This is a genomic window from Streptomyces sp. NBC_00670, assembly GCF_036226765.1.
Taxonomy (GTDB): Bacteria; Actinomycetota; Actinomycetes; order Streptomycetales; family Streptomycetaceae; genus Streptomyces.
In genome coordinates, this window is record NZ_CP109017.1 from 3,455,027 (window position 1) to 3,477,500 (window position 22,474).

Here is a 22,474-nt window from a genome sequence, read left to right on the forward strand (position 1 = left end):
TTCGGGTAAGGCCCGAAACCCCTCCGAGGTGGTGTTTCACACCGCGCTGGGGAGCGCTTTCGCGCCATCTTCGGTGACCCGGGTGGCGCCGAAGTAGTCAGGGGTGTCGATCGGATCAAACCGGATGACCGCCCCGGTTCTGGGCGCGTCGATCATGTACCCGCCGCCGACGTAGATGCCGACGTGCCGGATGGCCCGGGAGTTGGTCAGATCGTCGGAGAAGAACACGAGATCACCGGGCCTCAGTTCGCTCCGCTTGGGGTGCGGCCCGGCGTTGTACTGGTCGTTGGCGACGCGCGGCAGCGTGATCCCGACCTTCTCGTACGCGGCCTTGGTCAGCCCCGAGCAGTCGAACCGCCCGCCGTCCGCGGCCGTTCCGTTCCCGCCCCACAGATACGGCGTCCCCAGCTTCGTCTGGGCGTAGTTGATGGCACCGGCGGCCTGCTCGCTCGGCTCCACCGTCGTCACCGGGGCGGCGAAGCTCTCGGCGAGCGTGGTGATCGTCTTGACGTAGTTCTGCGTCTCGCCGTACGGCGGCACGCCGTTGTAGCGGAGGACGGCGTCGGGGCCCGCGTTGTACGCGGCGAGCATGTTCTTGGTGGGGTCGCCGGAGGCGGTCTTGACGTACTGGGCGAGCTTGCAGTCGTACGAGGCGGCCGACGGGATCGCGTCGGCGGGGTCCCAGACGTCGCGCCGGCCGTCGCCGTTGCCGTCGACGCCGTGGGTGGCCCAGGTGCTGGGGATGAACTGCGCTATCCCCTCGGCCGCCGCCGCGCTCCGCGCCTTCGGGTTGAACCCGCTCTCCTGGTAGAGCTGCGCGGCGAGCAGCGCCGGGTTGAGCGCCTCGCACTTGTTGCCGTACTTCTGGACCAGGTCCTGGTACGCGGCCGGAACGGCCCCCTTGGCCAGGGCCACGACACCGGCGCCGACGCCGTTGGCCATGTTCCCGGCGACCATGTAGACGCCGACGACGAGCAGCATGACGAAGCTGAGACCGCCGCCGGCGGCAACGGTGACCCAGATCCACGCCTTACGCACCGTCAACCGCCCCTCGCCGGTCGGAAGTCCACCGCCCGTCAGTTTAGAGGCGGGACCGCGCCGAGGGAATGATCACTATTGCGCCATGACGGTCCGATACAGCCGCCCCGCGTCCCGGCCGAGGACCACGCTGTACGACACGTCCGCGGTGGCGCCGCCCTCCTCGTACCCGCCGATCACGCCGACGACGGCGCCGGAGCGGTCCAGCCAGGGGCTGCCGCTGGTGCCACCGGTGAAACCGGGACAGTCGATGCGCTGTTGGGTGGGGCTGTGGAGGGTGGGGCGGTTGGTACAGGCGAGGGGGGTTTGGCGGGCGTCGGGATACCCGACGACGGTGACGACGCCGGCGCCGTCACCGACCGGCCGCCCCGTACCGAGGGCATCGGCCCCGGCCCCGAAGGCATTCGCCCCGACGACGTCCTCCACGCCCCTCCCCTCGCCGTCGCTCTCCAGCACGGCGAAGGCGAGGTCGTGGTCCTCGTCGGCGCCGTCCGCCCAGGCGTCGTCGTAGAAGACGTCCCGCACCTTCCACACCCCGTGGGGCGCCCTGCCGTCCCGGTACCCCGGCGCGAACCACACCGCTCCGCCCCCGTCCACACAGTGCGCGGCGGTGACGACGAGGTCGTGGCGGGGGCTGTGCACGACGGAGGCGGTGCAGAAGTGCCGGCGGCCGGCGTCGAGGAGGACGCCGACGCGGTCGGCGCGCGGCGAGGGCGGGGCGGTGCGGGTCACGCCGAGGCGCTGCCTCCCGGGCCCCTCGTCGGCGGCGGCGACGCTGACGGACGTGGCGGCGAGCAGCACCGCACAGCCGAGCAGGAGGTGCTGCGACCGGAAGCGGCCGGATCGGGCGGAGCCGCCCGGCACGCATCGCTGGCGCTTCATTTCAGCCAGGGGTACCCGGGGACCGGCCGGTCACACCCGGCACTCGGCCCACAGCAGCTTCCCGCCGTGCGCGGAGCCGAGCTCGCGGAGGGCGTAGCCGCCGTAGTCGTCGGCGCAGGCCCGTACGAGGTGGAGCCCGCGCCCGGACTCGGCGCCCGGGCCGGGCGGCGGTGCCGCCCGCTCGGTGCCGAAGCCGGGCGGGAGCGCGGGGCTCCGGTCCCACACCCCGACGCGCAACCGCCCGCGCCCGGCGTCGTACCGGATGCGCAGGGCGTACTCCCCGTCGGTGTGCGTCTGCGCGTTGGCGAGCAGCTCGGCGGCAAGCAGCTCGGCGGTGGGGACGTGCGGCTCGAGCCCATAACTCCCGAGCACCCGCCGCAAGGTGCAGCGCCCGATCCCGGGTGCCCGTGGATCATGCGGAAGATGGAGGGTGTAGGCCCAGGACGGCGCTACGGTTGCCATGAAAGTCTCCGATCACTGAGGGGAGTTGGTGAAGTGCGTACGGTGCGTGTCCGCGATGCCCAGTGACCTTCGCCGCTCCGTCGAGCGGGGCACTTCTGGGCGGGGGCGCCGACTTATAAGGTAGCGGTGCAGCGAAAATACATGAACCGTTCCTCGGGAATTCCAATCACTGCCACCCATGTGGGTGACGGAGTACGCCAGAAGGCAGGCCACCGCGTGAGAAGCAATCCGACCGGACGCCAGCTCCGTCTGGGCACGGAGCTGCGAAAACTCCGGGAACGAACAGGGCTCAGCGCAACCCAGGCCGGTCAACTCATCGGCATCAAGCAGACCCAAGTCAGCAACATGGAAGCCGGTCGGGTCGGCGTCAGCCCCGAGCGCGTCCGTACTCTCGCCTGCCACTACGCGTGCGGCGACAAGGCCCTGGTCGAAGCGCTCGGCCGGATGGCCGCCGACCGGACCCGCGGCTGGTGGGAGCAGTACCGGGAGATCCTGCCCGCCGTACTGCTGGACCTCGCCGAGGTCGAGCACCATGCCACCGCCCTGCGTACCGCCGTCACCGTGCACATCCCGGGCCTGTTCCAGACCACGGACTACGCCCGCGAGATCTTCCGCCAGGACGTACCCGAGATGTCACCGCCGGACATCGAGCACCGGGTTTCCTTCCGCGTCAAACGGCAGGCTGTCCTCTACGGCGACTTCCCGACCCCGCACCAGGCGATCGTCCACGAGGCCGCGCTGCGTATGCGGTTCGGCGGTGCGGCCGTGACCCGCGCCCAACTCGAACACCTCCTGGGAATGAGCGAGCGGGACCACGTCAGCCTGCATGTCATTCCGTTCGAGGCGGGTACGTTTCCGGGGTCCGGCCAGTCCATCTACTACTCCCGGGGCCCCGTCCCGCAGTTGGACACGGTCAACCTGGACCAGTCGCACGGACCGGCCTTCCTCGACTCCGAGGCACAGCTCGACAAGTACCGCGTCCTGCTCGACCGTATGGAGGCCAGTGCGCTGTCTCCCGAGCAGTCACGGGACTTCATCCACAAGATCGTCCGAGACCTGTGAGGAATCGATGCTCATAGCCACCTCCGCTTGGCAGAAGTCGTCGTACTGCGCGCAGGGAAACTCCTGTGTGCACGTGGCGGCCGACCCCGCCGGGGCCATCCTGGTAACCGAAAGCGGCGATCCCGCCGGAACCGTCCTGACCACCCCCCGCCCCGCCTTCCACACCCTCCTCCGCGCCCTGAAATCGGAGGCGGCGAACCATGGCTGACGTACCCTCCGAACTCGTCTGGGAGCGGGCCGCGCCGCCGGACGACCCCGGGCCCGGGCCCTGGATCGAGATCGCGTACGGCGAGGGGTACGCGGAGGGCGATCCCGAGGCCCCCGTCCACCTCCGTGAGACCAGCGACCCGGACACCGTCGTCACGACGAACCGCCGCAAGTGGGAGGCGTTCGTACTCGGCGTCCAGGCGGGCGAGTTCGACCACTTCGTGGAGGGCGTCGAGGGCCTCGGGGGCTCGTAGGGGCCGCACGTCCGGACGACTGTGACGTCAGGGCCGTCGGCGAAACGCTCGACGGCCCTGACGTCACGAACACAGCCCCGATTCCGGCACTAGTCCGGCTCTACTGGGGCTTGAAGGAGCGGATCTGGTAGTTGCCCTGGAGGTTGCCGCCCGCGTGGGAGGGAGTGGAGCCGACGCGGCCGTGATAGTTCGTGCGCGTGTAGTACTGCACACGGTGCCCGGTGTCGTTCCTCACCGAACGCACGTTGTGCCCGCGCTGGATGAAGGAACAGTCGTCGGCGGTGTTGGCCTTCCTGGCCTGCGACCACTGACAGCGGGTGCCCCCGCCGTTCCAGTCGCTGTAGATGCAGAAGTATCCGGGCGTGCAGCGGTAGGCCGCCCGACTGCCGGACGCTTCGGGGGCCGCGGACGCGGTGGGTACGACACCGAGGGCGGCGACCAGGGCCACCGCGGCCACGGCGAGCGAGCGGATACGGGTGCGGGTGCGGTTGCGGTTGCGGTTGCGGTTGCGGTTGCGGTTGCGGTTGCGGCGCATGACACAGCTCCTTTGCCTCGTCGCCGGCGGGAGCGGCCACGCCGCTCCGGACCGGCTGAGCAGAACCGTTCGAGAGCAGGCAGAGGCACCGCGTGCCGAGGGCACGGGCGGTCGGCCTGCCGGACGCCGCCAGTATGAGTTGCACGCATACACCCGTTTGGCGTGTATCCCTGCCGAATCATCCGATTGGCGGAGCGCCACGGCGTGTGCGGCGTGGTATGCCCACTACCCGGTGCGCCGTTGTGCGCACTGGTGCGGCAGACCGCGCTCGCGGGCGCCGAGTTCGGGCCGGACGGCCACGCCCTACCGGGCTCCCGCATCGCGGCCCACCGGACGGCGGCCCGGCACACCCGCCGCAGCGAGGCCGGGGCGACCTCGACCAGCACCTCGTCCGGGAGCGGGCCGCGCCGCCGGACGGCCCCGGGCCCGGACCCGAGGGGCTCGGCGCCCGGTGACGGCCACCCCGGGTCAGGCCCGGCGCAGGTCGAGCATGCAGAAGACCTTGTCGTAGCGGCGCTCGCCGACCGCGACGAAGTCGGGGAGGCGGCCGTACTCGGTGAAGCCCAGTGAGCCGTAGAGCCGCAGCGCGCCGGCGTTGTCGCCGCGGGCGTCGAGCGTGAGCACCTCGATGCCGGCGCCCCGCGCGTCGGCGACGAGCGCGGCGGTCAGGGCGCGGCCGACGCCACGCCCGTGGGCGGACGCGTCCACCGCGAGCTTCTCCAGGTCCGCGTGCGGCCGATGCGTCGGGCGAGCGTACCGGCGCCAGTACCCCAGGCCGACGAGCCGCCCGCCGAGGAAGGCGGCACGCAGGGCCGCGTCGCCGACGCGCGCGGCGCCGAGCAGATCGTCGACGAGTCCGGCGACCTCCTCCCGCCCGGGCGGCTCGACCCACCCCAGCGCCGCACCACCACGCACCAGGTCGGCCAGAATCCGGTGCGCGGACCCTATGAACCGCTCCCTCTCCCCAACTCCGGACGCCACCTCCGCCGCGTCCAGAACGATCAACTCCTCACTCACAACCGATCCTCCGGTTCCCTTACTGAGCACTCACGGACGGGCTCAGCGGACGGACCCGGGCGGCACACGCCGCTCAGTGGCTGTCCCACACACCACTCAGTCGCTGTCCGCCGACTCCCGCAAGACGTCCAGACGCGTTGTCCGCGGCGGTTCCGACGTCACGACACGGCCGGCTCCTCCCTCGTCCGGCAGTCCCGAGAGCTCCTCGAACGCCGCCGCCGGGGACAGTCCCCGCTCGTGCGCCGATTCCAGACGCTCCAGCCACACCAGGCCGGCGCGGTAGACGATGTCGTCGTCCACGTTCACCGGTTCGAAGCTCGCCGCCTTCTCCCCGTCCGACGCCCACAGATGACCGAGGAGCCCATGCTCACTTTCCACGGGCAGATACCGGACTTCTCCCTCCGCCGTACGCCGGTAACCGATACGCCCGAAGCCCGGCGCATGGGTGAAGACGTCGTACCGGCGAGGGACCTCAAAACTCCGCCACACATCCGCCGCCTCGCCGTCGGCGGTGAAGAAGTTCTCGGCACCGGTCTCGGTCGGTTTCGCGAAATACGTCGGGTCGTCGGGGTCGGTCTCCGAGTCGAGAACCTCGGCCAGCTCACCCAGCACGGCAGCGAGACGCGGTCCGTTCGCCGCGTACACCTCGGGCTGAGGCCGGCCTTTGAGGTCGTAAGGAAGCCAGACGTCCCAGTGCGTCGTCAACTGGGCCGTGACGCACTCGGCCAACGGATGCACGCTCACGGCCAGGTGGAACGGTGTCCCGCCGGGTGCGGATCCGGCAGGGACGGCCGCCTCCACGGACCCGATCTCTCCGTCCCGCAGCTCCCGCCGGACGCGCTCGACGAGGCGGGTCGCCGCGGAATGCGCCGGGGCGGGCAGCGCGAGCCGGCCGTCCCACAGGAGGCCGCGGGACGCCCCGGCCGCCACGATGGACACCCGCAGCCCGGCCTCCGGTGCGGCGAATCCGTGCGCCGCCAGCACCTCGTACGCGGTCACCGCGTCCCGTACACCCCCCTCCACGGGATCCGGGCCTGCGGCGGGCTCGTCCCGCCCCCACAGCCACCCGGCGACCGCCGTACTCGCGCGCACGAGCGCCTCAGGCCGCGCTCAGCCGACGCACCGCGTCCTCGATGAAGCGGGCTGCCTCGGCCGCTGTGATCTCGACGTGGTCGATCTCGTTGTGGCCGAGGTCGTACAGCCGCAGGTATTCCGTGGGCTCCCAGCGGAGGTTGCGCGTGAACGCCTCGTCGAAGGTCTCATCGTCGTCGGTGCGCCGCCGGACGAGGCCGCGCGGACGCTCGCGGGGGTGCCCCTCGTCGATCTTCGCGTAGTAGGTGAGGGTGCCCTCGCCGTCCAGCGCGTCCAGCGTGGCGGGGGTGAGGGTGGGGAAGGACGGCGTGGACAGGTTGGTCTCCACCGTGCCGAGCGGGACCATCACGCCGTTCAGATCGATGAATTGTTCGACGAAGTAGCCGCCGCCGCGCTCGCACATCAGCAGCAGCGGCTCGTACGGCTCGACGGAGGGTCCAGACGGCAACCCCGTACCGGCCTCCCGCACCGCGGCCCACCGGACGGCGGCCCGGCACGCCTGCCGCAGCGAGGCCGGGGCGACCTCGACCAGCACCTCGTCCACTTCCGCGGCAAGCTCGGGCGCGAGGCCGACACCGGGGGCGGCGCGCTCCGCCAGGTCGAAGAAGGGCCACCCCTCCCGGTCCCCGAGGGCCTCCGCCCACTCGGCGGTGCGCCGCAAATACTCCCGCATCAGCAGCGCCCGAGAACTGGCGTGCTCGTACGCGGCAGCGTCGTCGCCCCAGTCGATGCACCTCAGCCGCTCCAGAACGGCCCGGCACGACATTCGTCCGGAATCCGGTGACCGCACGTCACTCCTCCCCGTCTCGGAACGCCACTCCCCCGCCTCAGAGCCGATCGGTGAGATCGGGCCCCTTTCCGTCGATCAGGTCGGGCATCTCGATCCCGTACCCCTCGGCCCGGCCGAAATACGTGGCATCGCCCGGCTCCGGCGCCACTCCGAGGAGCGATTCCAGTGCTTTGAGGGCTGAAGCGAGGCGCGGAGCGTTTCGTGTTTGCACATCCGGATGCGGAACACCACGGAAGTCGCAGTAGCCCCAGATGTCATGGAACACCGCCACTTCGGCGGCCAGGTGCCGCGCCTCGGGATAGACGGTCAGGACAACGAGATCCGATTCGCCGCGCGCCGTCCCCTCGGCATCCAGCCATGTTCCCTTTCCCGAAATCCGGAGGGCACCGACATCGGCGTGGGGAAATACAACAGGACGGCTCTCGGCGATTCTCCGGGACAGTTCCTCCTTGTTCAGGGCCTCCCCCACGGAGAGCTCCGTGGTGATTCCCACGCTGCCGCGCCCCTTGACGAACCACTTCCACCGCAGACTGCTGGGCCGCAGCAGGTCGTGCTCCCGCAACACGTCCGACATGCGCGCCGCCGTCATCAGCGCGGAGTCGAGACCGGGAGGCGCGAATTCATCGAGCTCCCACTCCCAGGACGCGGATTCCTCGGGTGAACGCATCAGGACGGGCATGTGCTTCCTCACGGATGAATGTCACGGATAAACCTGGCCGTTGGCCGGAACGGTGATCGAGCCGTCCTGGAATCGGACCTCGAACGTGGCACCGGTCCGCTCAGCGTAGTACTCCAGGTCTCGAACCATCGACTCGGTGAGGGCGCCCTTGACGTCATGAACGTCGAGAATGGCGACCTTCGTACCCGAGATCTCACCGGCCAGTTGTTTTTCCGCGATCTTACGTGCCGCGGACCTGATTCCTTTCGCTTGCTCCACGTCCTTGAGCTGCACGCCGTGCGTGATTTCGTCTCCGGATCTGACCAGCACGTCGAGGTCCAGACCCTTGCCCGGGTCCTTGAACTCGAAAGCGAGACCCTCGACGCCACGGGCCTGCAAGTCCGCCGCGTGTTCCATGGCCTGGTGAACGGCCGGAATCATGCCTTTCTGTTTGCACTGGCTGAGCAGGTCCCGATAGCCGGGCATACCGTCGAAGTCGCCTCGCGCGATGTACTCGGCCACGCCGGCGCCGTACTCATTCTTGCGCAGCTGTGTGAGAAGCCGTTGCTGGTCCTGCGGCTGCATCTTGACCCGATCGAGCCCGGCAGTGACCGCCGCCTCCTGGTCGGGGCGCATGACACCGGTCTCCGGAGCAGCTACGCGGTCCCCCTCGCTGAAGCGGTCGCCGGGCACGGGTGGCTCGTGGTTGCCGGCTCCTCCTCCCGAGTGGCCCCCGGCATGGGAGCCACCGCCGTGCCCGCCGGTGGTGCCGTCGTCCACCGTCCCGCCCGGTCCGCCTTCATGGCCGCCCGTTGAGGACGGCTCGTGACCGCCGCCGCCCGGACCGTCGTGGCCGGTACCGCCGGGACTGTCCGCGTTGCCACCAGGACCGTCCTTGGGCCCACCGGGGCCGTCCTTCGGCCCACCGGGCGTCTCGTGGCTCGCCGAGGGGCCGGGGCCGTGCTCGTGGGCCGTGCCGCCGGGGAGGTTGTCGCCCGCGTGGACGACCGGATGCTCGCCCCCGGCGTGGACCACCGGCGTGTTCGTGACGTCGTCGCCGACATGGCCGACGTCGTCCAGGCCGCTGCCCAGCGTGATGTGCTGGTGCCCTGCCTGTTCCGCCGTGTGGGTGCCCGCGCCGACCAGGGCCGGTTCCTTGACCGGGGTCGGGGTGTGCGGATTGTCCGCGCCGGACGTCGAGGGGCCGTGCTCGCCCAGGTCGTCCAGGTTGGGCTTGTCGACGACGTCCGTGGGGGCGTCGTCCGCCGCGTGGACGACGTTGCCCTGCTCGTCCAGGACGTTGCCGTGCGGGTCCAGGTACTGCGCCGGCGCGCCCGCCTCCGTCGGCAGCTTCGTCGTGCCCTCGGGCAGCGCCACCGTGTCCTCGGGGAGTTTGAAGGTGCCGTCGGAAAGTTTGACCGCGCCCTCCGGGACCGCCGCCCCCTCGGGGAAGTGGAACGTGCCGTCGGGCAGCTTCAGCGCGCCCTCGGGAAGCGTGAACGCGTTGTCGGGCAGCTTGGGGATCTCGATGTTGCCGATGCCCTTGAGCGCCTTGCTGATGTCCCCGATCTTCGACAGGCCGGCGCCCGCGCCCTTCATGACGTACGTCATCGGGTCGATGACCTTGCCCGCCTTGCCGGCCACGGAGAGCGCCTTGGCGATCGCGCCCGCCTTGCCCGCGCCGGACGCCGCGGCACCCGAGCCGCCGGTGAACACCGTGGTCAAGACGTTGAAGGTGACCGCACCGGCCGCCCGCGCGGGGTTCTTGCCCCACTCGTCCCACGCCACCAGCGCCTTGCCCGTCTCCTTCATCGCTGTACGGGAGTCGCGGAGCCAGGAGGGAAGCTTGTCGTCGGGCAGCGTCCAGAACAACGCCCCCGCGCCCGGGACCGCGGTGATGACCAGACCCGTGGCCAGCTGCGCCAGGCCCTTCCACGCCTGGCCCATCGCCTCCCAGCCGCCGAAGCCGACCAGCGTGCCCAGGCCCTTGATCGTGCCCCAGACGCCGTCGACGATCAGCCCGTCCCAGACGAACGACTTGATCCAGTGGCCGACCTCCCACGCGTGGTGCTTCTCCTCCACCGGGTCGCCCCACGGCAGCTTCGCGTTCTTCAGGTCCTCCGCGTTGAACCCGTACTGGTCCTTGCGGTCCGAGCCGTCCCCCGCGACCATCTGCGTGCCGCCGAAGATCGCCGTGATCTTGTTGTGGCAGGTCCGCTCCGCCGCCCAGAACGCCGCGACCGTCGTCGTGATCTCGTCGCGGATCCCGTTGTGCTCGTCGACCTTGTCCTCGTCGTACTCCCAGTCGTCGTCGTCCTTGACCGAGTTGACGAACGTCGTCGCCTTCGTCTTCAGCTCCACCAGCTTCGACACCAGCGGACGGATCTCGGTGGCATACGAGGACAGCGCCGAGGACACCGTCTCCAGGTCCGTCGCGAAGTCCTCCGCACGGTCCTTCACCGGCTTCGTCGACGCGAAGAGCTGCTCCGCCTCCGGAGCCGTGTAGTACGCCGACAACCCCTGGAACTGCGAATGCACATCACTGCCGGTCGACCGGACATTCCCCGCGTCCGTCTTCAACCCCTGATGCGCCAGCTGCAACTGGAAGAGATCCCCGGTGAACTGCGGGATCTTCGCGGGGTCGATCATCCCGTCTGCACCCCGGGCATCTTGGGGTCGAGGTCCGGCGCCGACAGCGCCTTGCGCTGCGCCTCGGCCGCCATCTCCTCGTCGCCGTTGAGGTACGCCGTCGTCGCGTCGACCGCGCCCTGCAGGGACTTGCCCGCCCGGGCCGCGATGAACTTCAGGTCTGTCGTCGCGTGCTCCGCGTACTGCGACAGCGCCAGCGCGACCAGGCCGCCCTGGGCCTTCTCGCCGCCCTGCCCGCCGCCCTCGGCGGAGATGGTGCCGGCGCTGGTCGCCGCGGACGTCAGATGCTCCCCGTACGACTTCGCGTGCTTCTCGATGTTCGAAGCCGTCTCGCCCGTCGTCTTCAACACGCCCTGAATGCCCTGCGGCTTCAGATCCCAGCCCGACACGTGCGCACCCCCGTGCTCGTCAGTCCGTCCATGTCCCACTCCGGCGCCGGGGCCTCTTGCCGTAGTACCGGCCCCGACGCCGCTCCTGCCTCTGCTCGTCCCTCACGCACCGGCGGTGGCGGGCGGCGCACGCACCGCCGCCGCCCACCGGCCGCGTCAGCCGATGTTGTCGACCGCCGCCTTGGCCCGCGCGATCGTCGACTGCGCGGTCCCGTCGTTCTTCTCCAGCGTCGACTTCACCAGCGTGATGATGTTCTTGACCTCCTGCGAGGCCCGGTTCCACCGCTGCTCCTTGCCGTGGTACTCGTCCGCCACGCCGTCCGCGGTGAAGTCCGACATCGCCGCCTTGACCTGCCGGTCGCGCGCCGCGATGACCTCTTCCAGCCGGCCCACGACCGCCTGGATGTTGCTCTGCGCGTCACCCGACGCACCCGTGTCGTACGAGCGACGGTCCGCTCCCTGCGCCATCACACACCACTCCCCGTGAGAAGAAATTCAGCCCTGACCACCGAGCGACCCGAACGACGCCTAGCGGGCGCCGAACCGCGCCCCGTCGAAGTTGGCCGCGGACATCTGCTGCTTCGCGTTGTCGCCCTGCTCCTGGTCGCCGGAGCCGAAGGCCGACTCCATGCCCGACTGACCGCCGAGGATCGCCGACAGCGACGAGTTCAGGTCCGAGGTGATCGAGTCCGCCCGCGCCTTGAACTGGTCGAAGGCCACCCGGCCCGCGCCGTTGAACTTGCCCTCCAGCGGCTGCGCGGCCTGCACCAGCTGGCGGATCAGCGTGCCCAGGTCGTCGCCCGACCCGCGCGAGTCCCGCATCAGCGTCTGCAGGGTCTGGTTACCCATGTCGAACTTCATGCGATCGCTCCCCCTGACTGTTCCGACTCTCTGCGTCCTGCGTTCGTACGTTCTTACGCGTGCCTTACGCCTGACTCCCGTACCACTGTTCCCCAGGCTGCTCAACTCGCGCAACCGAGCTACGTAACAGGCTTGCCACAGCAAACACAGCAGTCCGCGACACGAGCAACGAAGGAGGCCTGCTCACGGTTCCCCCGGCGCCCGGGCCGGCGCCCCGTCGACCCCCCGCGTCCCCCGCTCCCCACCCGACTGTCCGTCGGCGGCGTTAACCTTCATCCGGACGGGTGATGCGTCGCCCGCGGAACTGCCGTGCCGTCAGCCGACGGCACGTCAATCTCCGTCGGACGGCGCGCGGGGGTCGCACCGTCGCGCGGCGGCCTCATCCGGGCCGTCGAGGAAGGGCCAGGGTCGCGGCGGCGCACATCGTCGACGTGACGGGGCCTCAGGGGCGTAAAGGGGCTAACGACCGGACCACGGCACAGGTTCCGCCATCATGTCATTGCCCGGCGTAATCCACCGTGATACACAGAGTGACCATACGATTCCCCGCACACCGTCCCGAGTCCCCCAGGAGGCACCGGGCGGTCCGGAAGACAAGAGAACATACGAAACCCGCCAATCAATGACGCCAAGTCGACATACGACAGCGGCATTGTCGGCGAGAATGAGCCTGGTCTCCGCGCAGCACTGCGGAGGCGCACAGGTTCGGAGAACTACCCGACAGGGGCGGTGACTTAGATGCTTTTCGCGGCCGAAAAGGGCGACATCAACACCATCATCGGCGGAATCGCCCCAGACTGGGGTCCGTTCGGCAGCCTCGGCAACGAGGCCCGCGTGATGGTCGAGGTCGTCATGGCCGTCGCCATCCTGCTCTGCCTGGCCATCGCCATCTGGGGCGCGGCCAAGCAGCGCATCGGCGCCACGGCCCTGCGCGACACGTTCAGCGCGGAACAGGGCAAGGGTTTGATCATCGCCGGCCTGACCGGGGTCTTCATCATCGGTTCGCTCGGCACTGTGTTCACAATCGTGTACGGCATGGCCGTCTAGCACGCCGGCGGCGGCCGTCCGGCGCCCCGTCGGTCCCGGCCGGGCGTGCTCCCGGTCCCGTCGACCCGTCCGCCCTTCGCGCCCCACCGGCTGAGGTTCCGTTTAGCTGATGTCCAGTCACCATCGAGCCGTCGCACCGCACTCCCCGTACGGGCAGCGCGGTTACCGTCGTACTCCGGCGCGCTCCGCCGGTGCGCGGGGAACGGAACCGGAGCGGGCGGGCGCGAGTTGTCCCGGTACGAGGACGAGGTCGAGGTCGAAGGGGGCGTGGGCGGCATGAGTCCCGGTGGCGAGCGCGGATACGGTGACGCCGCCTCACGAGGCGACGACGGAGGATACGGCGACGGCGGCTACGGAGGCACGGGCCAGACCCGTACGCGGCTTCCGGATCGCCCCGGCGACGTCTACGGGGGCGCGCGGCGCGGCCGCGGCACGTCCTCGCGGAGCATGGTGACGGTCGTCGCCGTCGTCGTCCTCCTCATCGCCGCGATCGCCTTCGCGAACCGCGGCGGGGGCGGGGGCGGCGGCGACGGCTCGTCGTCGGACGGCGCCCGGTCGGGCGACAAGGCGAAGTCCGCCCCGACGACACCCACGGGCAAGGACCCGGTCAACACAAGAACCTCCGGCATCCCCACGGGCTACGCCCACGACCAGCAGGGGGCGCAGAGCGCGGCGACGAACTACGCCGTGGCCATGGGCGGCACCGGCATGTTCAACAAGGACACCCGGCACGTCATCGTCGACACCGTCTACACGAAGTCCGCCGCGAGCAAGCTCGAGGGCCCCATGGACGACGCCTACTCCCCGAGCTTCCTCGAGCGGATGGGGCTGGACGCCGACGGCAGCCCGCCCTCGGGCAGCACCTTCGTCTCCCGCGCCGTCCCCGTGGGCAGCAAGGTCAAGGACTACGGCGGCGACACCGCGAGCATCTCCGTCTGGTACATGGGCCTCATCGGCATGGCCGGCACCGGCTCCACCGACCCCGTGACCACGTCCTGGTCGACGTGGACCTTCGCTCTGCGGTGGACCGACGGGGACTGGAAGATCGTCTCGGACTCGCAGAAGGACGGCCCCACCCCGGTCCCGGGTGACGACAAGGCCGCCGCCTCCGACGAGATCAGCAAGGCCGTCGAGGAGTACGGAGGCTTCACGTATGCCCGGTAAGCACCGCGTACTCAGGCTCGCGGCGGTCGTCACCGCCGTACAGACCGGCGCCGTCCTGCTGGCCACGCGCGCCTTCGCCGATCCCTCGCCCTCGGCGACCCCGAGCGGCGACGAGGACTGCAAGAACATCATCAGCGACGCCCGCAAGTACTGCGAGCGGGGCAACACCTCCACCGACGGATCGGGTTCCTCCACCTCCCCCGGCGTCAGCGACACCCTCGACCCCCTCTCCTCCCTCGCCCGCGGCTGCGCCGACGCCGCCTCCTGGACCGTCGACAAGCTGTCCGAGGCCGTCAAGGACACGGCCACCGTCGACTTCACCAACACCAAGTTCCTCCAGCAGTACGCCGTCGTCTTCGCCGCCTCCACGATCCTCACCCTCGTGCTGTGGCTGCTCGCCGTCGCCAAACGCGCCGTCCGCGGCGTGCCGCTCGGCACGGCGATCGGCGAGGCCATCGGCTTCCTGTGGCTGACGGTGCTGGCCTCCGCCTTCACCCCGCTGATCCTCTACACCGTCGTCTCCGCCACCGACGGCGTCACCGACGTCCTCGCCAAGACGACCGGCGACCAGACGGACACCTTCTTCGGCACGTTCTCCGGCGCGCTCAGCAAGCAGCAGGACATCGGCGGCGGCCCGATCATGCTGATCGTGGTCTCCCTGGTGTCGATCCTCGCCGCCGGCGTCCTCTGGCTGGAGCTCGTCATCCGCGCCGCCCTGCTCTACGTCGGCGCCCTGCTCGGCACGGTCGTCTACGCCGGCCTGGTCGACAAGAACCTGTGGAGCCATGTGCGCCGCTGGGCGGGCATCATGATCGCCGTGATCATGGTGAAGCCGGTCATCGTCATCGTCCTGGGGCTCGCGGGCGCGCTCTCCTCCGACGACGGCCCGGACGCCTTCTCCGCGGTCGTCTCCGGGCTCGCCATCATCCTGCTGGCCATCTTCGCCAGCGCCATGATCTACCGCTTCGTGCCCGGCTTCGGCGACGAGATCGCGGCCGGCCGCAACAACCGCATGATGCAGGGCGCCGAGAACAAGGCCGCGGCCGTCATCAGCTCCCCGGCCACCTTCGTCGCCCAGGGCATCAAGGCCCACAGCACCCGCGCCGACAACAGCGGGGGCGGCGGCTCCGCGTCCGGCGGCGCCCGCCCGTCCAACCCCGCCTCCGGCGGCGTCGCCGCCCACAGCTCTCGTACGGGGAACGGCGGCGGGGGAGCAGTCCCCTCCCCCGCGGCCGCACCGCGTCCGAGCCCCGTCAACACGCCACACGCCAGCAACGCCCGCAACAGCGGTACCAAGAGCACGGGAGGTGAAGGGCGTTGACGACCGAGTCCCACCTGTCGCATCCGATCGCGCCCCGCCGGACCTATCTGATCGGCCGCGCCCGGCCGAACGCGATCATCGGACGCAACCGCGAGACGGGCGAGATCGCCCTGATCATCGCGGGCGCGTTCCTCGGCATGATGTGCGGGCTCCTCGTCCCGGTGCTCCCCCTGCGCATCGTGCTCCTGATGGGCTTCCCGCTGCTCGCGCTCGCCGCCGTCTACGTGCCCTACCGGCGCCGCACGGTCTACAAGTGGTTCGAGATCAACCGCAGCTACAAGCGCACGGTCAAGCGGAACGCCACGTACCGCAGCGTCGCCATGGAGGCCGGCACCCGGCTGGACGGCCGCGAGGTCGAGATCGGCCCGCCGCCCGGCATCGGCCGCATCTCCTGGCTCGCCGCCCCCTTCGGCCCCGACGAGATCGCCGTCCTGCTGCACGCCGACCGGCGTACGGTCACCGCCGCCATCGAGATCGAGGGCCCCGGCGTCGGCCTGCGCGACAGCGAGGACCAGGAGGCCCTCGTCGACCGCTTCGGCACCCTCCTCAAGCACGTGGCCAACGGCGACGGCTTCGTCACCCGGCTCCAGATGCTCGCCCGCACCCTGCCCGCCGACCCCGACGCCCACGCCAAGGACGTCGCCGTACGCGGCGACGAGCGCTCCCCGGGCTGGCTGCAGCGCTCGTACGACGAACTGCAGTCCATGGTCTCCACCAGCAGCGAGCAGCACCGCGCCTACCTCGTCGCCTGCATGCACTTCACCCGCGAGCTGGCCGCCGAGGCCAACGCGATGGCGCGCGCCGCCCGCTCCCAGCACGGCCAGAAGCTGGACCGCGACGCCGGGCTCGCCGTCGTCATGGCCCGCGAGCTCACCGACATCTGCTCGCGCCTCCAGGAGGCCGACATCCGGGTCCGTCAGCCGCTCGGCCAGGGCCGGCTCGCCTCCCTGATCCACTCCATGTACGACCCGGACCACCCCATCGACCACATCCAGGCGATGACCAAGCGCAACGCCTGGCCGGCCGAACTGGACGCCATGGAGCCCACGTTCCTCCAGGCCAAGACCCGCGAGTCGACCACCCGCGAGCCCTGGTGCCACGCCACCGCCTGGGTCAAGGAGTGGCCGATGACCCCGGTCGGCGTGAACTTCCTGGCGCCGCTGCTCGTCCACACCCCGGACGTGATCCGCACCGTCGCCGTCACGATGGACCTCGAACCCACCGAGATCGCCATCGAACGCATGCTGACCGAGAAGACGAACGACGTCGCCGAGGCCAGCCGCGCCGCCAAGATGAACCGCACCGTCGACCCGCGCGACATGGCCGCCAACAACCGGCTCGACCAGCGCGGCGAGGACCTCGCCAGCGGTGCGGCCGGCGTCAACCTGGTCGGCTGGATCACCGTCTCCTCACGCACCCCCGAGGCCCTGGCCCGCGACAAGCGCACCATCCGCGCCTCGGCCGGAAAGTCGTACCTGAAGCTGGAGTGGTGCGACCGCGAGCACCATCGCGCCTTCGTGAACACTCTTCCGTTCGCCACCGGCATCCGAAGGTAGGGCTGCCCCATGCGGGACCCGCTGTCCATCCTCACCGAAGCCTTCACGTCCTTCCTCTTCGGGAAGGTCGAGACCACCCGGCTCCCGGTCCGCACCTCCACGGGCCAGGCCCAGGCCGTCTATCTGCCCACCGCCGCCCCCGGCCTCGGCGACTCCGGTGTGATCATCGGCCGTGAGGTGTACTCCGGGAAGGGCTACATCTACGACCCCTTCCAGCTCTACGGCCAGCAGCTCCCCGCCCCCCACTGGCTGGTCCTGGGGGAGTCCGGCAACGGCAAGTCGGCCCTGGAGAAGACGTACGTCCTGCGCCAGCTGCGCTTCCGCGACCGCCAGGTCGTCGTCCTGGACGCCCAGGGCGAGGACGGCGTCGGCGAATGGAACCTCATCGCCGAGGAGCTCGGCATAACGCCGATCCGCCTGGACCCGACGGCGGCCCTGAACCACGGCATCCGGCTCAACCCGCTGGACCCGTCCATCACCACCACCGGCCAGCTCGCCCTGCTGCGCACCATCATCGAGGTCGCGATGGGGCACGGCCTGGACGAGCGCTCCGGCTTCGCCCTCAAGGTCGCACACGCGTACGTCAACGAGACGATCGTCGAGCGTCAGCCGGTCCTCACGGACATCGTGGAGCAGCTCCGCCACCCGGAGCCCGAATCCGCCGAGGCGATGAACGTGGACCTGGACGACGTACGGGCCTGGGGCCTGGACGTCGCCCTGGTCCTGGACCGCCTGGTCGACGGCGACCTGCGCGGCATGTTCGACGGCCCCACCACGGTCGGCATCGACCTCGACGCCCCACTGATCGTCTTCGACCTCTCCCACATCGACCGCAACTCCATCGCCATGCCCATCCTCATGGCGATCGTCGGCGTCTGGCTGGAGCACACCTGGATCCGCCCCGACCGGAAGAAGCGCATCTTCCTGGTCGAGGAGGCCTGGCACATCATCAACAGCCCGTTCGTCGCACAGCTGTTCCAGCGCCTGCTGAAGTTCGGCCGCCGGCTCGGCCTGTCCTTCGTGGCGGTCGTCCACCACCTGTCCGACGTCGTCGACGGCGCGGCGGCCAAGGAGGCCGCGGCCATCCTGAAGATGGCCTCGACCCGCACCATCTACGCCCAGAAGGCCGACGAGGCACGGGCCACCGGCCGCGTCCTGGGCCTGCCCCGCTGGGCGGTGGAGATCATCCCCACGCTCACGCCCGGCATCGCGGTCTGGGACGTCAACGGCAACGTCCAGGTCGTCAAACACCTGATCACCGAGACCGAACGCCCACTCGTCTTCACCGACCGCGCGATGACCGAGTCGTCCTTCGACCACCCCGAGGACGACGCCCTGCGCGCCGCCGAACTGGAGGCGGAGGAGCGGGCTGCAGCCTTCATGGAACACCATCTGGGCGAACTGAGCGGCCTCGACGGCTCCTCGGAGTCGACAGTGGCGTAAAAGAGGGTGAGCGGTGAACGGGACGGCGCGGGCCTCGGCCCGTCGGCGCCGTCCGGCAGCCGGGCGTGGGCAAGGGCGCGGGAACAGCGGGGAGGCGTGGACCCGACATGAGACCGGGAGACCGCGGTCACCAGCAGGGCGGACAGTACGACGACGGCAACGCGAACGGCGGCCGGGGCGGCGTCCCCGACGGGCTGCTCATAGGAATTCTGCTGTTCCTGCTCGGCACGACGGTGCTGGTGTGGACGGCCACGGGCCTTTCCGGCCTGTTCAGCGCCGGCGGCTGGCCGCACGCCGTGACGTTCTCGCGCACCCCGCTGGCGATGCGGCACCTCATGAGCCACCCGCACGACGTCCGGGGCGCCTGGCCGGACACCCCGGCGGACCAGCTCTCCGGGTACGGGCTGTTCTGGGGCCTGTTCATCGCCCAGCTGATGATCCTGTTCGTCCTGACGGTGTTCGTCATGGGCACGTGGACGAGATGGCGAGCGGTACGGGCCGGGCGGCGGGAGATGCGGGGGGTGGCGCCGGAGGCGCCGGTGCAGCGGGCGGCTTCCTCGGGGCCCGTGGGGCCAGCGGCTCCTTCGGGACAGGCGGGGCCCGTTGTCGGGCCTGCTGGGCCCTTGGCGCAGGCGCCTGCTCCGGTGGAACAGGCGGTACCGGCCTCGCCTACGCCACCGACCGCACCGCCGGCGCCCGGGGTGCCGGCCCCACGTCCAGCGGTGGACGACACAGCGACGACAGGGGACGACAGCCCGGCGACGCCGGGGCCCGGGGCTTCGGGCCCCGGGGCGGCCGGCCCGGTCCCCGCGGCGGTGGCCGCGCCCGGCGGCTGGGAGCACCCCTCGGTCCTCCTCGGCCACGCCGATTCCCGGCGCCCCGCGGCCGTCCAGGCCGTACGGGACGCCGCGGGCCCCGCCCTCGTCGTCACCTCTGACCCCACGCTGTGGGCGGAGACCAAGGACGCCCGCGCCAAGCTCGGCCCCGTACTCCTCTACGACCCCTCACACCTGTGTGACACCCCGGCCCGGCTCCACTGGTCCCCCTCGGCCGGCTGCGAGGAGAAGACGACGGCGAAGGCCCGCGCGGAGGCGCTCCTCGCCCCCGTCCGCCCCACCGCCAAGATGGACCAGGCCCTCGCGGACACCGCCGAGACCCTGCTGCGCTGCTATCTGCACGCCGCCGCGGTGGACGGCCGCACCGTCCGCCACCTCCACCGCTGGGCCCAGGGCACCGGCGTCCAGGAGGCCGTACGAGCACTGCGGACGAACCCCAAGGCCTCCCCCGGCACGGCCGGCGAACTCGAGGCCGCCCTCACCTCGCACCCCGACCGCCGTGACATGGCACAGGAGTTGACGGCCCGCGCACTGTCCTCACTGTTCACGGTCAATATCCGCGAGGCCTGCACTCCCAACCGAAGTGACGCCCTCGCCTTGGATTCCTTCGCCAACGAAGGGGGAACGCTTTATGTGGTCGGTGAACCCATCGAGGACCCCAGGCAGCATCCCGGCGCGATGCCCCTGCTGACGGCCCTCGTCGCACACGTGGTCGAGCGCGGCCGCCGCATGGCCGAACGGTCATCCGCCGGTCGCCTCGACCCACCACTTGCCCTCGTCCTCGAGGACGTGGCGGCGGTGGCCCCCCTCCCCCAGCTGCCGGACCTCCTGGACGCGGGGGCCGACCGCGGCCTCCCCACCCTCGCCCTGCTCCGCTCCCGCGAACAGCTCCGCTCCCGCTGGCCGCGCTATCAGCTCCCGGTGTAGGCGCCACTTGCCGACCGCCGCATGACGAACTCGCGCTCGCGGTGGCCGGTGTCACCGGGCACAGGACCGGTCACACCGGTGGGCACGAACCCGGCCTTCCGGTAGAACGCCTCCGCCCGCCCGTTGTCCTCGTGCACGAACAACCGCACGCGGTGCAGCCCAAGCCCCCACGACCAGTCCAGCGCGGCATCGAACAACGCCCCCGCCAAACCGCTGCCACGCTGCTCCGGCCGCACGAAGACGCCCACCAGATGCCCCTGGTCGCGCTCCACGACCTGCCCGAGGAAGTCCTCCGTCCCGGCCGCCTCCACCATCACGGTCACCGAACCGTCCCACTCACCGTCCGGCCCCTCGGCGATGAACTGCTGCCGCTCGAGCGTCCCTTCCGCCGCGGTCGACGTCCGCTCCTGCCAATAGGCATCCGGCCTCGCGACGGCGTTCTCGTACGTCTCCAGAAAGGCGAGATGGGCCAGCGGGTCCTGCAACGCCTCGAGCCGCAACCGCTTCACGGCCGGCCACTCATCGGTACGTATGGGTCGGATCACGTGCTTCATGACGGCCACGCTACCTGGAAGCAACGCCCCAAGAAACGCAAAAAAGCCCCTGCACCGGACAACCCGGTACAGGGGCTTTTCTACACGTATTGTTCGGCGGTGTCCTACTCTCCCACAGGGTCCCCCCTGCAGTACCATCGGCGCTGTAAGGCTTAGCTTCCGGGTTCGGAATGTAACCGGGCGTTTCCCCTACGCTATGACCACCGAAACACTATGAAACACACAACCCGGCACACCATTCACATGGCAGCGGTTGTTCGTGGTTTCAGAACCAACACAGTGGACGCGAGCAACTGAGGACAAGCCCTCGGCCTATTAGTACCAGTCAACTCCACACCTTGCAGTGCTTCCATATCTGGCCTATCAACCCAGTCGTCTACTGGGAGCCTTACCCCATCAAGTGGGTGGGAGTCCTCATCTCGAAGCAGGCTTCCCGCTTAGATGCTTTCAGCGGTTATCCCTCCCGAACGTAGCCAACCAGCCATGCCCTTGGCAGAACAACTGGCACACCAGAGGTTCGTCCGTCCCGGTCCTCTCGTACTAGGGACAGCCCTTCTCAAGACTCCTACGCGCGCAGCGGATAGGGACCGAACTGTCTCACGACGTTCTAAACCCAGCTCGCGTACCGCTTTAATGGGCGAACAGCCCAACCCTTGGGACCGACTCCAGCCCCAGGATGCGACGAGCCGACATCGAGGTGCCAAACCATCCCGTCGATATGGACTCTTGGGGAAGATCAGCCTGTTATCCCCGGGGTACCTTTTATCCGTTGAGCGACGGCGCTTCCACAAGCCACCGCCGGATCACTAGTCCCGACTTTCGTCCCTGCTCGACCCGTCGGTCTCACAGTCAAGCTCCCTTGTGCACTTACACTCACCACCTGATTACCAACCAGGCTGAGGGAACCTTTGGGCGCCTCCGTTACCCTTTAGGAGGCAACCGCCCCAGTTAAACTACCCATCAGACACTGTCCCTGATCCGGATCACGGACCCAGGTTAGACATCCAGCACGACCAGACTGGTATTTCAACGACGACTCCCACCGAACTGGCGTCCGATGTTCACAGTCTCCCAGCTATCCTACACAAGCCGAACCGAACACCAATATCAAACTGTAGTAAAGGTCCCGGGGTCTTTCCGTCCTGCTGCGCGAAACGAGCATCTTTACTCGTAGTGCAATTTCACCGGGCCTATGGTTGAGACAGTCGAGAAGTCGTTACGCCATTCGTGCAGGTCGGAACTTACCCGACAAGGAATTTCGCTACCTTAGGATGGTTATAGTTACCACCGCCGTTTACTGGCGCTTAAGTTCTCAGCTTCGCCCACCCGAAAGTGAGCTAACCGGTCCCCTTAACGTTCCAGCACCGGGCAGGCGTCAGTCCGTATACATCGCCTTACGGCTTCGCACGGACCTGTGTTTTTAGTAAACAGTCGCTTCTCGCTGGTCTCTGCGGCCACCCCCAGCTCAAGGAGCACGTCCTCTCACCAGGTGTGGCCCCCCTTCTCCCGAAGTTACGGGGGCATTTTGCCGAGTTCCTTAACCATAGTTCACCCGAACGCCTCGGTATTCTCTACCAGACCACCTGAGTCGGTTTAGGGTACGGGCCGCCATGAAACTCGCTAGAGGCTTTTCTCGACAGCATAGGATCATCCACTTCACCACAATCGGCTCGGCATCAGGTCTCAGCCCCATGAACGGCGGATTTACCTACCGTCCGGCCTACACCCTT

General features: G+C 69.5%; 22 protein-coding genes and 2 rRNA genes (1 of these 24 only partly in view). 9 read left to right on the forward strand and 15 right to left on the reverse strand.

Features of this window, described 5'->3' with window-relative positions:
- Positions 1-36: 36 nt before the first annotated feature.
- The 3 genes from OIE12_RS15370 to OIE12_RS15380 form a co-directional block, all read right to left on the reverse strand.
- Positions 37-1,038 (reverse strand): bifunctional lytic transglycosylase/C40 family peptidase, encoded by a 1,002-nt coding sequence (locus tag OIE12_RS15370; protein WP_329135694.1) that lies wholly within the window; start codon positions 1,036-1,038, stop codon positions 37-39.
- Positions 1,039-1,113: 75 nt separating this feature from the next.
- Entirely contained in the window at positions 1,114-1,920 is an 807-nt protein-coding gene (locus OIE12_RS15375) for a trypsin-like serine peptidase (protein WP_329135696.1), read from the reverse strand.
- Between the two features lie 30 nt (positions 1,921-1,950).
- Positions 1,951-2,292, reverse strand: coding sequence for an ATP-binding protein (locus OIE12_RS15380; RefSeq protein WP_329135698.1), 342 nt, complete (start codon positions 2,290-2,292; stop codon positions 1,951-1,953).
- 306 nt (positions 2,293-2,598) lie between these two features.
- Here OIE12_RS15380 and OIE12_RS15385 point away from each other — a divergent pair, with 306 nt between their 5' ends.
- From OIE12_RS15385 to OIE12_RS15395, 3 genes are read left to right on the forward strand one after another with little or no spacing between them, the layout of a single operon-like run.
- Complete coding sequence (locus tag OIE12_RS15385) at positions 2,599-3,444, forward strand: helix-turn-helix domain-containing protein (RefSeq protein ID WP_329135701.1); 846 nt, start codon at positions 2,599-2,601, stop codon at positions 3,442-3,444.
- Positions 3,445-3,451: 7 nt separating this feature from the next.
- A complete protein-coding gene (locus OIE12_RS15390) occupies positions 3,452-3,652 on the forward strand; it encodes a DUF397 domain-containing protein (protein ID WP_329135703.1) in 201 nt (66 codons plus the stop codon).
- On the forward strand, positions 3,645-3,905 hold the full coding sequence (locus tag OIE12_RS15395) for a DUF397 domain-containing protein (protein ID WP_329135705.1): 261 nt from the start codon (positions 3,645-3,647) through the stop codon (positions 3,903-3,905). The genes OIE12_RS15390 and OIE12_RS15395 overlap by 8 nt, the downstream gene beginning before the upstream one ends.
- A gap of 100 nt (positions 3,906-4,005) precedes the next feature.
- Here OIE12_RS15395 and OIE12_RS15400 read toward each other — a convergent pair whose 3' ends face one another.
- The 9 genes from OIE12_RS15400 to OIE12_RS15440 all read right to left on the reverse strand — a co-directional run bounded on the left by OIE12_RS15400 (position 4,006) and on the right by OIE12_RS15440 (position 11,896).
- The gene (locus OIE12_RS15400) at positions 4,006-4,440 is read right to left on the reverse strand and encodes a peptidase inhibitor family I36 protein (RefSeq protein WP_329135707.1); all 435 of its coding nucleotides are present in this window, start codon (positions 4,438-4,440) and stop codon (positions 4,006-4,008) included.
- Positions 4,441-4,908: 468 nt separating this feature from the next.
- Positions 4,909-5,445, reverse strand: a complete 537-nt coding sequence (locus OIE12_RS15405) for a GNAT family N-acetyltransferase (RefSeq protein ID WP_443054045.1) — start codon at positions 5,443-5,445, stop codon at positions 4,909-4,911.
- A gap of 108 nt (positions 5,446-5,553) precedes the next feature.
- A complete protein-coding gene (locus tag OIE12_RS15410; protein WP_329135709.1) occupies positions 5,554-6,549 on the reverse strand; it encodes a hypothetical protein in 996 nt (331 codons plus the stop codon).
- 7 nt (positions 6,550-6,556) lie between these two features.
- Positions 6,557-7,339, reverse strand: coding sequence for a hypothetical protein (locus OIE12_RS15415; protein WP_329135711.1), 783 nt, complete (start codon positions 7,337-7,339; stop codon positions 6,557-6,559).
- Between the two features lie 37 nt (positions 7,340-7,376).
- Complete coding sequence (locus tag OIE12_RS15420) at positions 7,377-8,018, reverse strand: hypothetical protein (RefSeq protein WP_329135713.1); 642 nt, start codon at positions 8,016-8,018, stop codon at positions 7,377-7,379.
- A gap of 21 nt (positions 8,019-8,039) precedes the next feature.
- On the reverse strand, positions 8,040-10,646 hold the full coding sequence (locus tag OIE12_RS15425; protein WP_329135715.1) for a hypothetical protein: 2,607 nt from the start codon (positions 10,644-10,646) through the stop codon (positions 8,040-8,042).
- The gene (locus OIE12_RS15430; protein WP_329135717.1) at positions 10,643-11,035 is read right to left on the reverse strand and encodes a DUF6507 family protein; all 393 of its coding nucleotides are present in this window, start codon (positions 11,033-11,035) and stop codon (positions 10,643-10,645) included. The genes OIE12_RS15425 and OIE12_RS15430 overlap by 4 nt, the downstream gene beginning before the upstream one ends.
- 156 nt (positions 11,036-11,191) lie before the next feature.
- Positions 11,192-11,503, reverse strand: coding sequence for a pore-forming ESAT-6 family protein (locus OIE12_RS15435; protein ID WP_030383368.1), 312 nt, complete (start codon positions 11,501-11,503; stop codon positions 11,192-11,194).
- A gap of 60 nt (positions 11,504-11,563) precedes the next feature.
- Positions 11,564-11,896 carry a hypothetical protein gene (locus OIE12_RS15440; protein ID WP_030383369.1) on the reverse strand — a complete coding sequence of 111 codons (333 nt, stop codon included), beginning with the start codon at positions 11,894-11,896 and terminating at the stop codon, positions 11,564-11,566.
- A gap of 738 nt (positions 11,897-12,634) precedes the next feature.
- On the opposite strand from OIE12_RS15440, the gene OIE12_RS15445 reads away from it, so the two are divergent.
- The 6 genes from OIE12_RS15445 to OIE12_RS15470 all read left to right on the forward strand — a co-directional run bounded on the left by OIE12_RS15445 (position 12,635) and on the right by OIE12_RS15470 (position 20,190).
- Positions 12,635-12,943, forward strand: a complete 309-nt coding sequence (locus tag OIE12_RS15445; RefSeq protein WP_030383370.1) for a hypothetical protein — start codon at positions 12,635-12,637, stop codon at positions 12,941-12,943.
- Positions 12,944-13,219: 276 nt separating this feature from the next.
- Complete coding sequence (locus OIE12_RS15450) at positions 13,220-14,107, forward strand: hypothetical protein (RefSeq protein ID WP_329135720.1); 888 nt, start codon at positions 13,220-13,222, stop codon at positions 14,105-14,107.
- The gene (locus tag OIE12_RS15455) at positions 14,097-15,428 is read left to right on the forward strand and encodes a hypothetical protein (protein ID WP_329135722.1); all 1,332 of its coding nucleotides are present in this window, start codon (positions 14,097-14,099) and stop codon (positions 15,426-15,428) included. The genes OIE12_RS15450 and OIE12_RS15455 overlap by 11 nt, the downstream gene beginning before the upstream one ends.
- Entirely contained in the window at positions 15,425-16,984 is a 1,560-nt protein-coding gene (locus OIE12_RS15460) for an SCO6880 family protein (protein ID WP_329135723.1), read from the forward strand. Before OIE12_RS15455 ends, OIE12_RS15460 begins: the two co-directional genes overlap by 4 nt.
- 9 nt (positions 16,985-16,993) lie before the next feature.
- Entirely contained in the window at positions 16,994-18,427 is a 1,434-nt protein-coding gene (locus OIE12_RS15465; RefSeq protein WP_329135725.1) for an ATP-binding protein, read from the forward strand.
- A gap of 107 nt (positions 18,428-18,534) precedes the next feature.
- Positions 18,535-20,190, forward strand: coding sequence for a type IV secretory system conjugative DNA transfer family protein (locus tag OIE12_RS15470; RefSeq protein WP_329135727.1), 1,656 nt, complete (start codon positions 18,535-18,537; stop codon positions 20,188-20,190).
- On the opposite strand, the gene OIE12_RS15475 is transcribed toward OIE12_RS15470, so the two are convergent.
- The 3 genes from OIE12_RS15475 to OIE12_RS15485 all read right to left on the reverse strand — a co-directional run.
- Positions 20,175-20,744 (reverse strand): GNAT family N-acetyltransferase, encoded by a 570-nt coding sequence (locus tag OIE12_RS15475; protein ID WP_329135729.1) that lies wholly within the window; start codon positions 20,742-20,744, stop codon positions 20,175-20,177. The two genes, OIE12_RS15470 and OIE12_RS15475, sit on opposite strands and share 16 nt — an antisense overlap.
- Positions 20,745-20,835: 91 nt before the next feature.
- Positions 20,836-20,952 (reverse strand): 5S ribosomal RNA (rrf, locus tag OIE12_RS15480).
- 87 nt (positions 20,953-21,039) lie between these two features.
- Positions 21,040-22,474: ribosomal RNA gene (locus OIE12_RS15485) — 23S ribosomal RNA — on the reverse strand; it runs 1,689 nt beyond the window's last position.

What these genes read in the sequence shown, in the direction of transcription:
- OIE12_RS15455 (WP_329135722.1), top strand. Translation starts at nt 14,097, where the DNA reads ATGCCCGGTAAGCACCGCGTACTCAGGCTCGCGGCGGTCGTCACCGCC.
- OIE12_RS15400 (WP_329135707.1), bottom strand. Translation starts at nt 4,440, where the DNA reads ATGCGCCGCAACCGCAACCGCAACCGCAACCGCAACCGCAACCGCAAC.
- OIE12_RS15420 (WP_329135713.1), bottom strand. Translation starts at nt 8,018, where the DNA reads ATGCCCGTCCTGATGCGTTCACCCGAGGAATCCGCGTCCTGGGAGTGG.
- OIE12_RS15425 (WP_329135715.1), bottom strand. Translation starts at nt 10,646, where the DNA reads ATGATCGACCCCGCGAAGATCCCGCAGTTCACCGGGGATCTCTTCCAG.
- OIE12_RS15475 (WP_329135729.1), bottom strand. Translation starts at nt 20,744, where the DNA reads ATGAAGCACGTGATCCGACCCATACGTACCGATGAGTGGCCGGCCGTG.
- OIE12_RS15465 (WP_329135725.1), top strand. Translation starts at nt 16,994, where the DNA reads ATGCGGGACCCGCTGTCCATCCTCACCGAAGCCTTCACGTCCTTCCTC.
- OIE12_RS15470 (WP_329135727.1), top strand. Translation starts at nt 18,535, where the DNA reads ATGAGACCGGGAGACCGCGGTCACCAGCAGGGCGGACAGTACGACGAC.
- OIE12_RS15435 (WP_030383368.1), bottom strand. Translation starts at nt 11,503, where the DNA reads ATGGCGCAGGGAGCGGACCGTCGCTCGTACGACACGGGTGCGTCGGGT.
- OIE12_RS15450 (WP_329135720.1), top strand. Translation starts at nt 13,220, where the DNA reads ATGAGTCCCGGTGGCGAGCGCGGATACGGTGACGCCGCCTCACGAGGC.
- OIE12_RS15395 (WP_329135705.1), top strand. Translation starts at nt 3,645, where the DNA reads ATGGCTGACGTACCCTCCGAACTCGTCTGGGAGCGGGCCGCGCCGCCG.
- OIE12_RS15390 (WP_329135703.1), top strand. Translation starts at nt 3,452, where the DNA reads ATGCTCATAGCCACCTCCGCTTGGCAGAAGTCGTCGTACTGCGCGCAG.
- OIE12_RS15375 (WP_329135696.1), bottom strand. Translation starts at nt 1,920, where the DNA reads ATGAAGCGCCAGCGATGCGTGCCGGGCGGCTCCGCCCGATCCGGCCGC.
- OIE12_RS15440 (WP_030383369.1), bottom strand. Translation starts at nt 11,896, where the DNA reads ATGAAGTTCGACATGGGTAACCAGACCCTGCAGACGCTGATGCGGGAC.
- OIE12_RS15445 (WP_030383370.1), top strand. Translation starts at nt 12,635, where the DNA reads ATGCTTTTCGCGGCCGAAAAGGGCGACATCAACACCATCATCGGCGGA.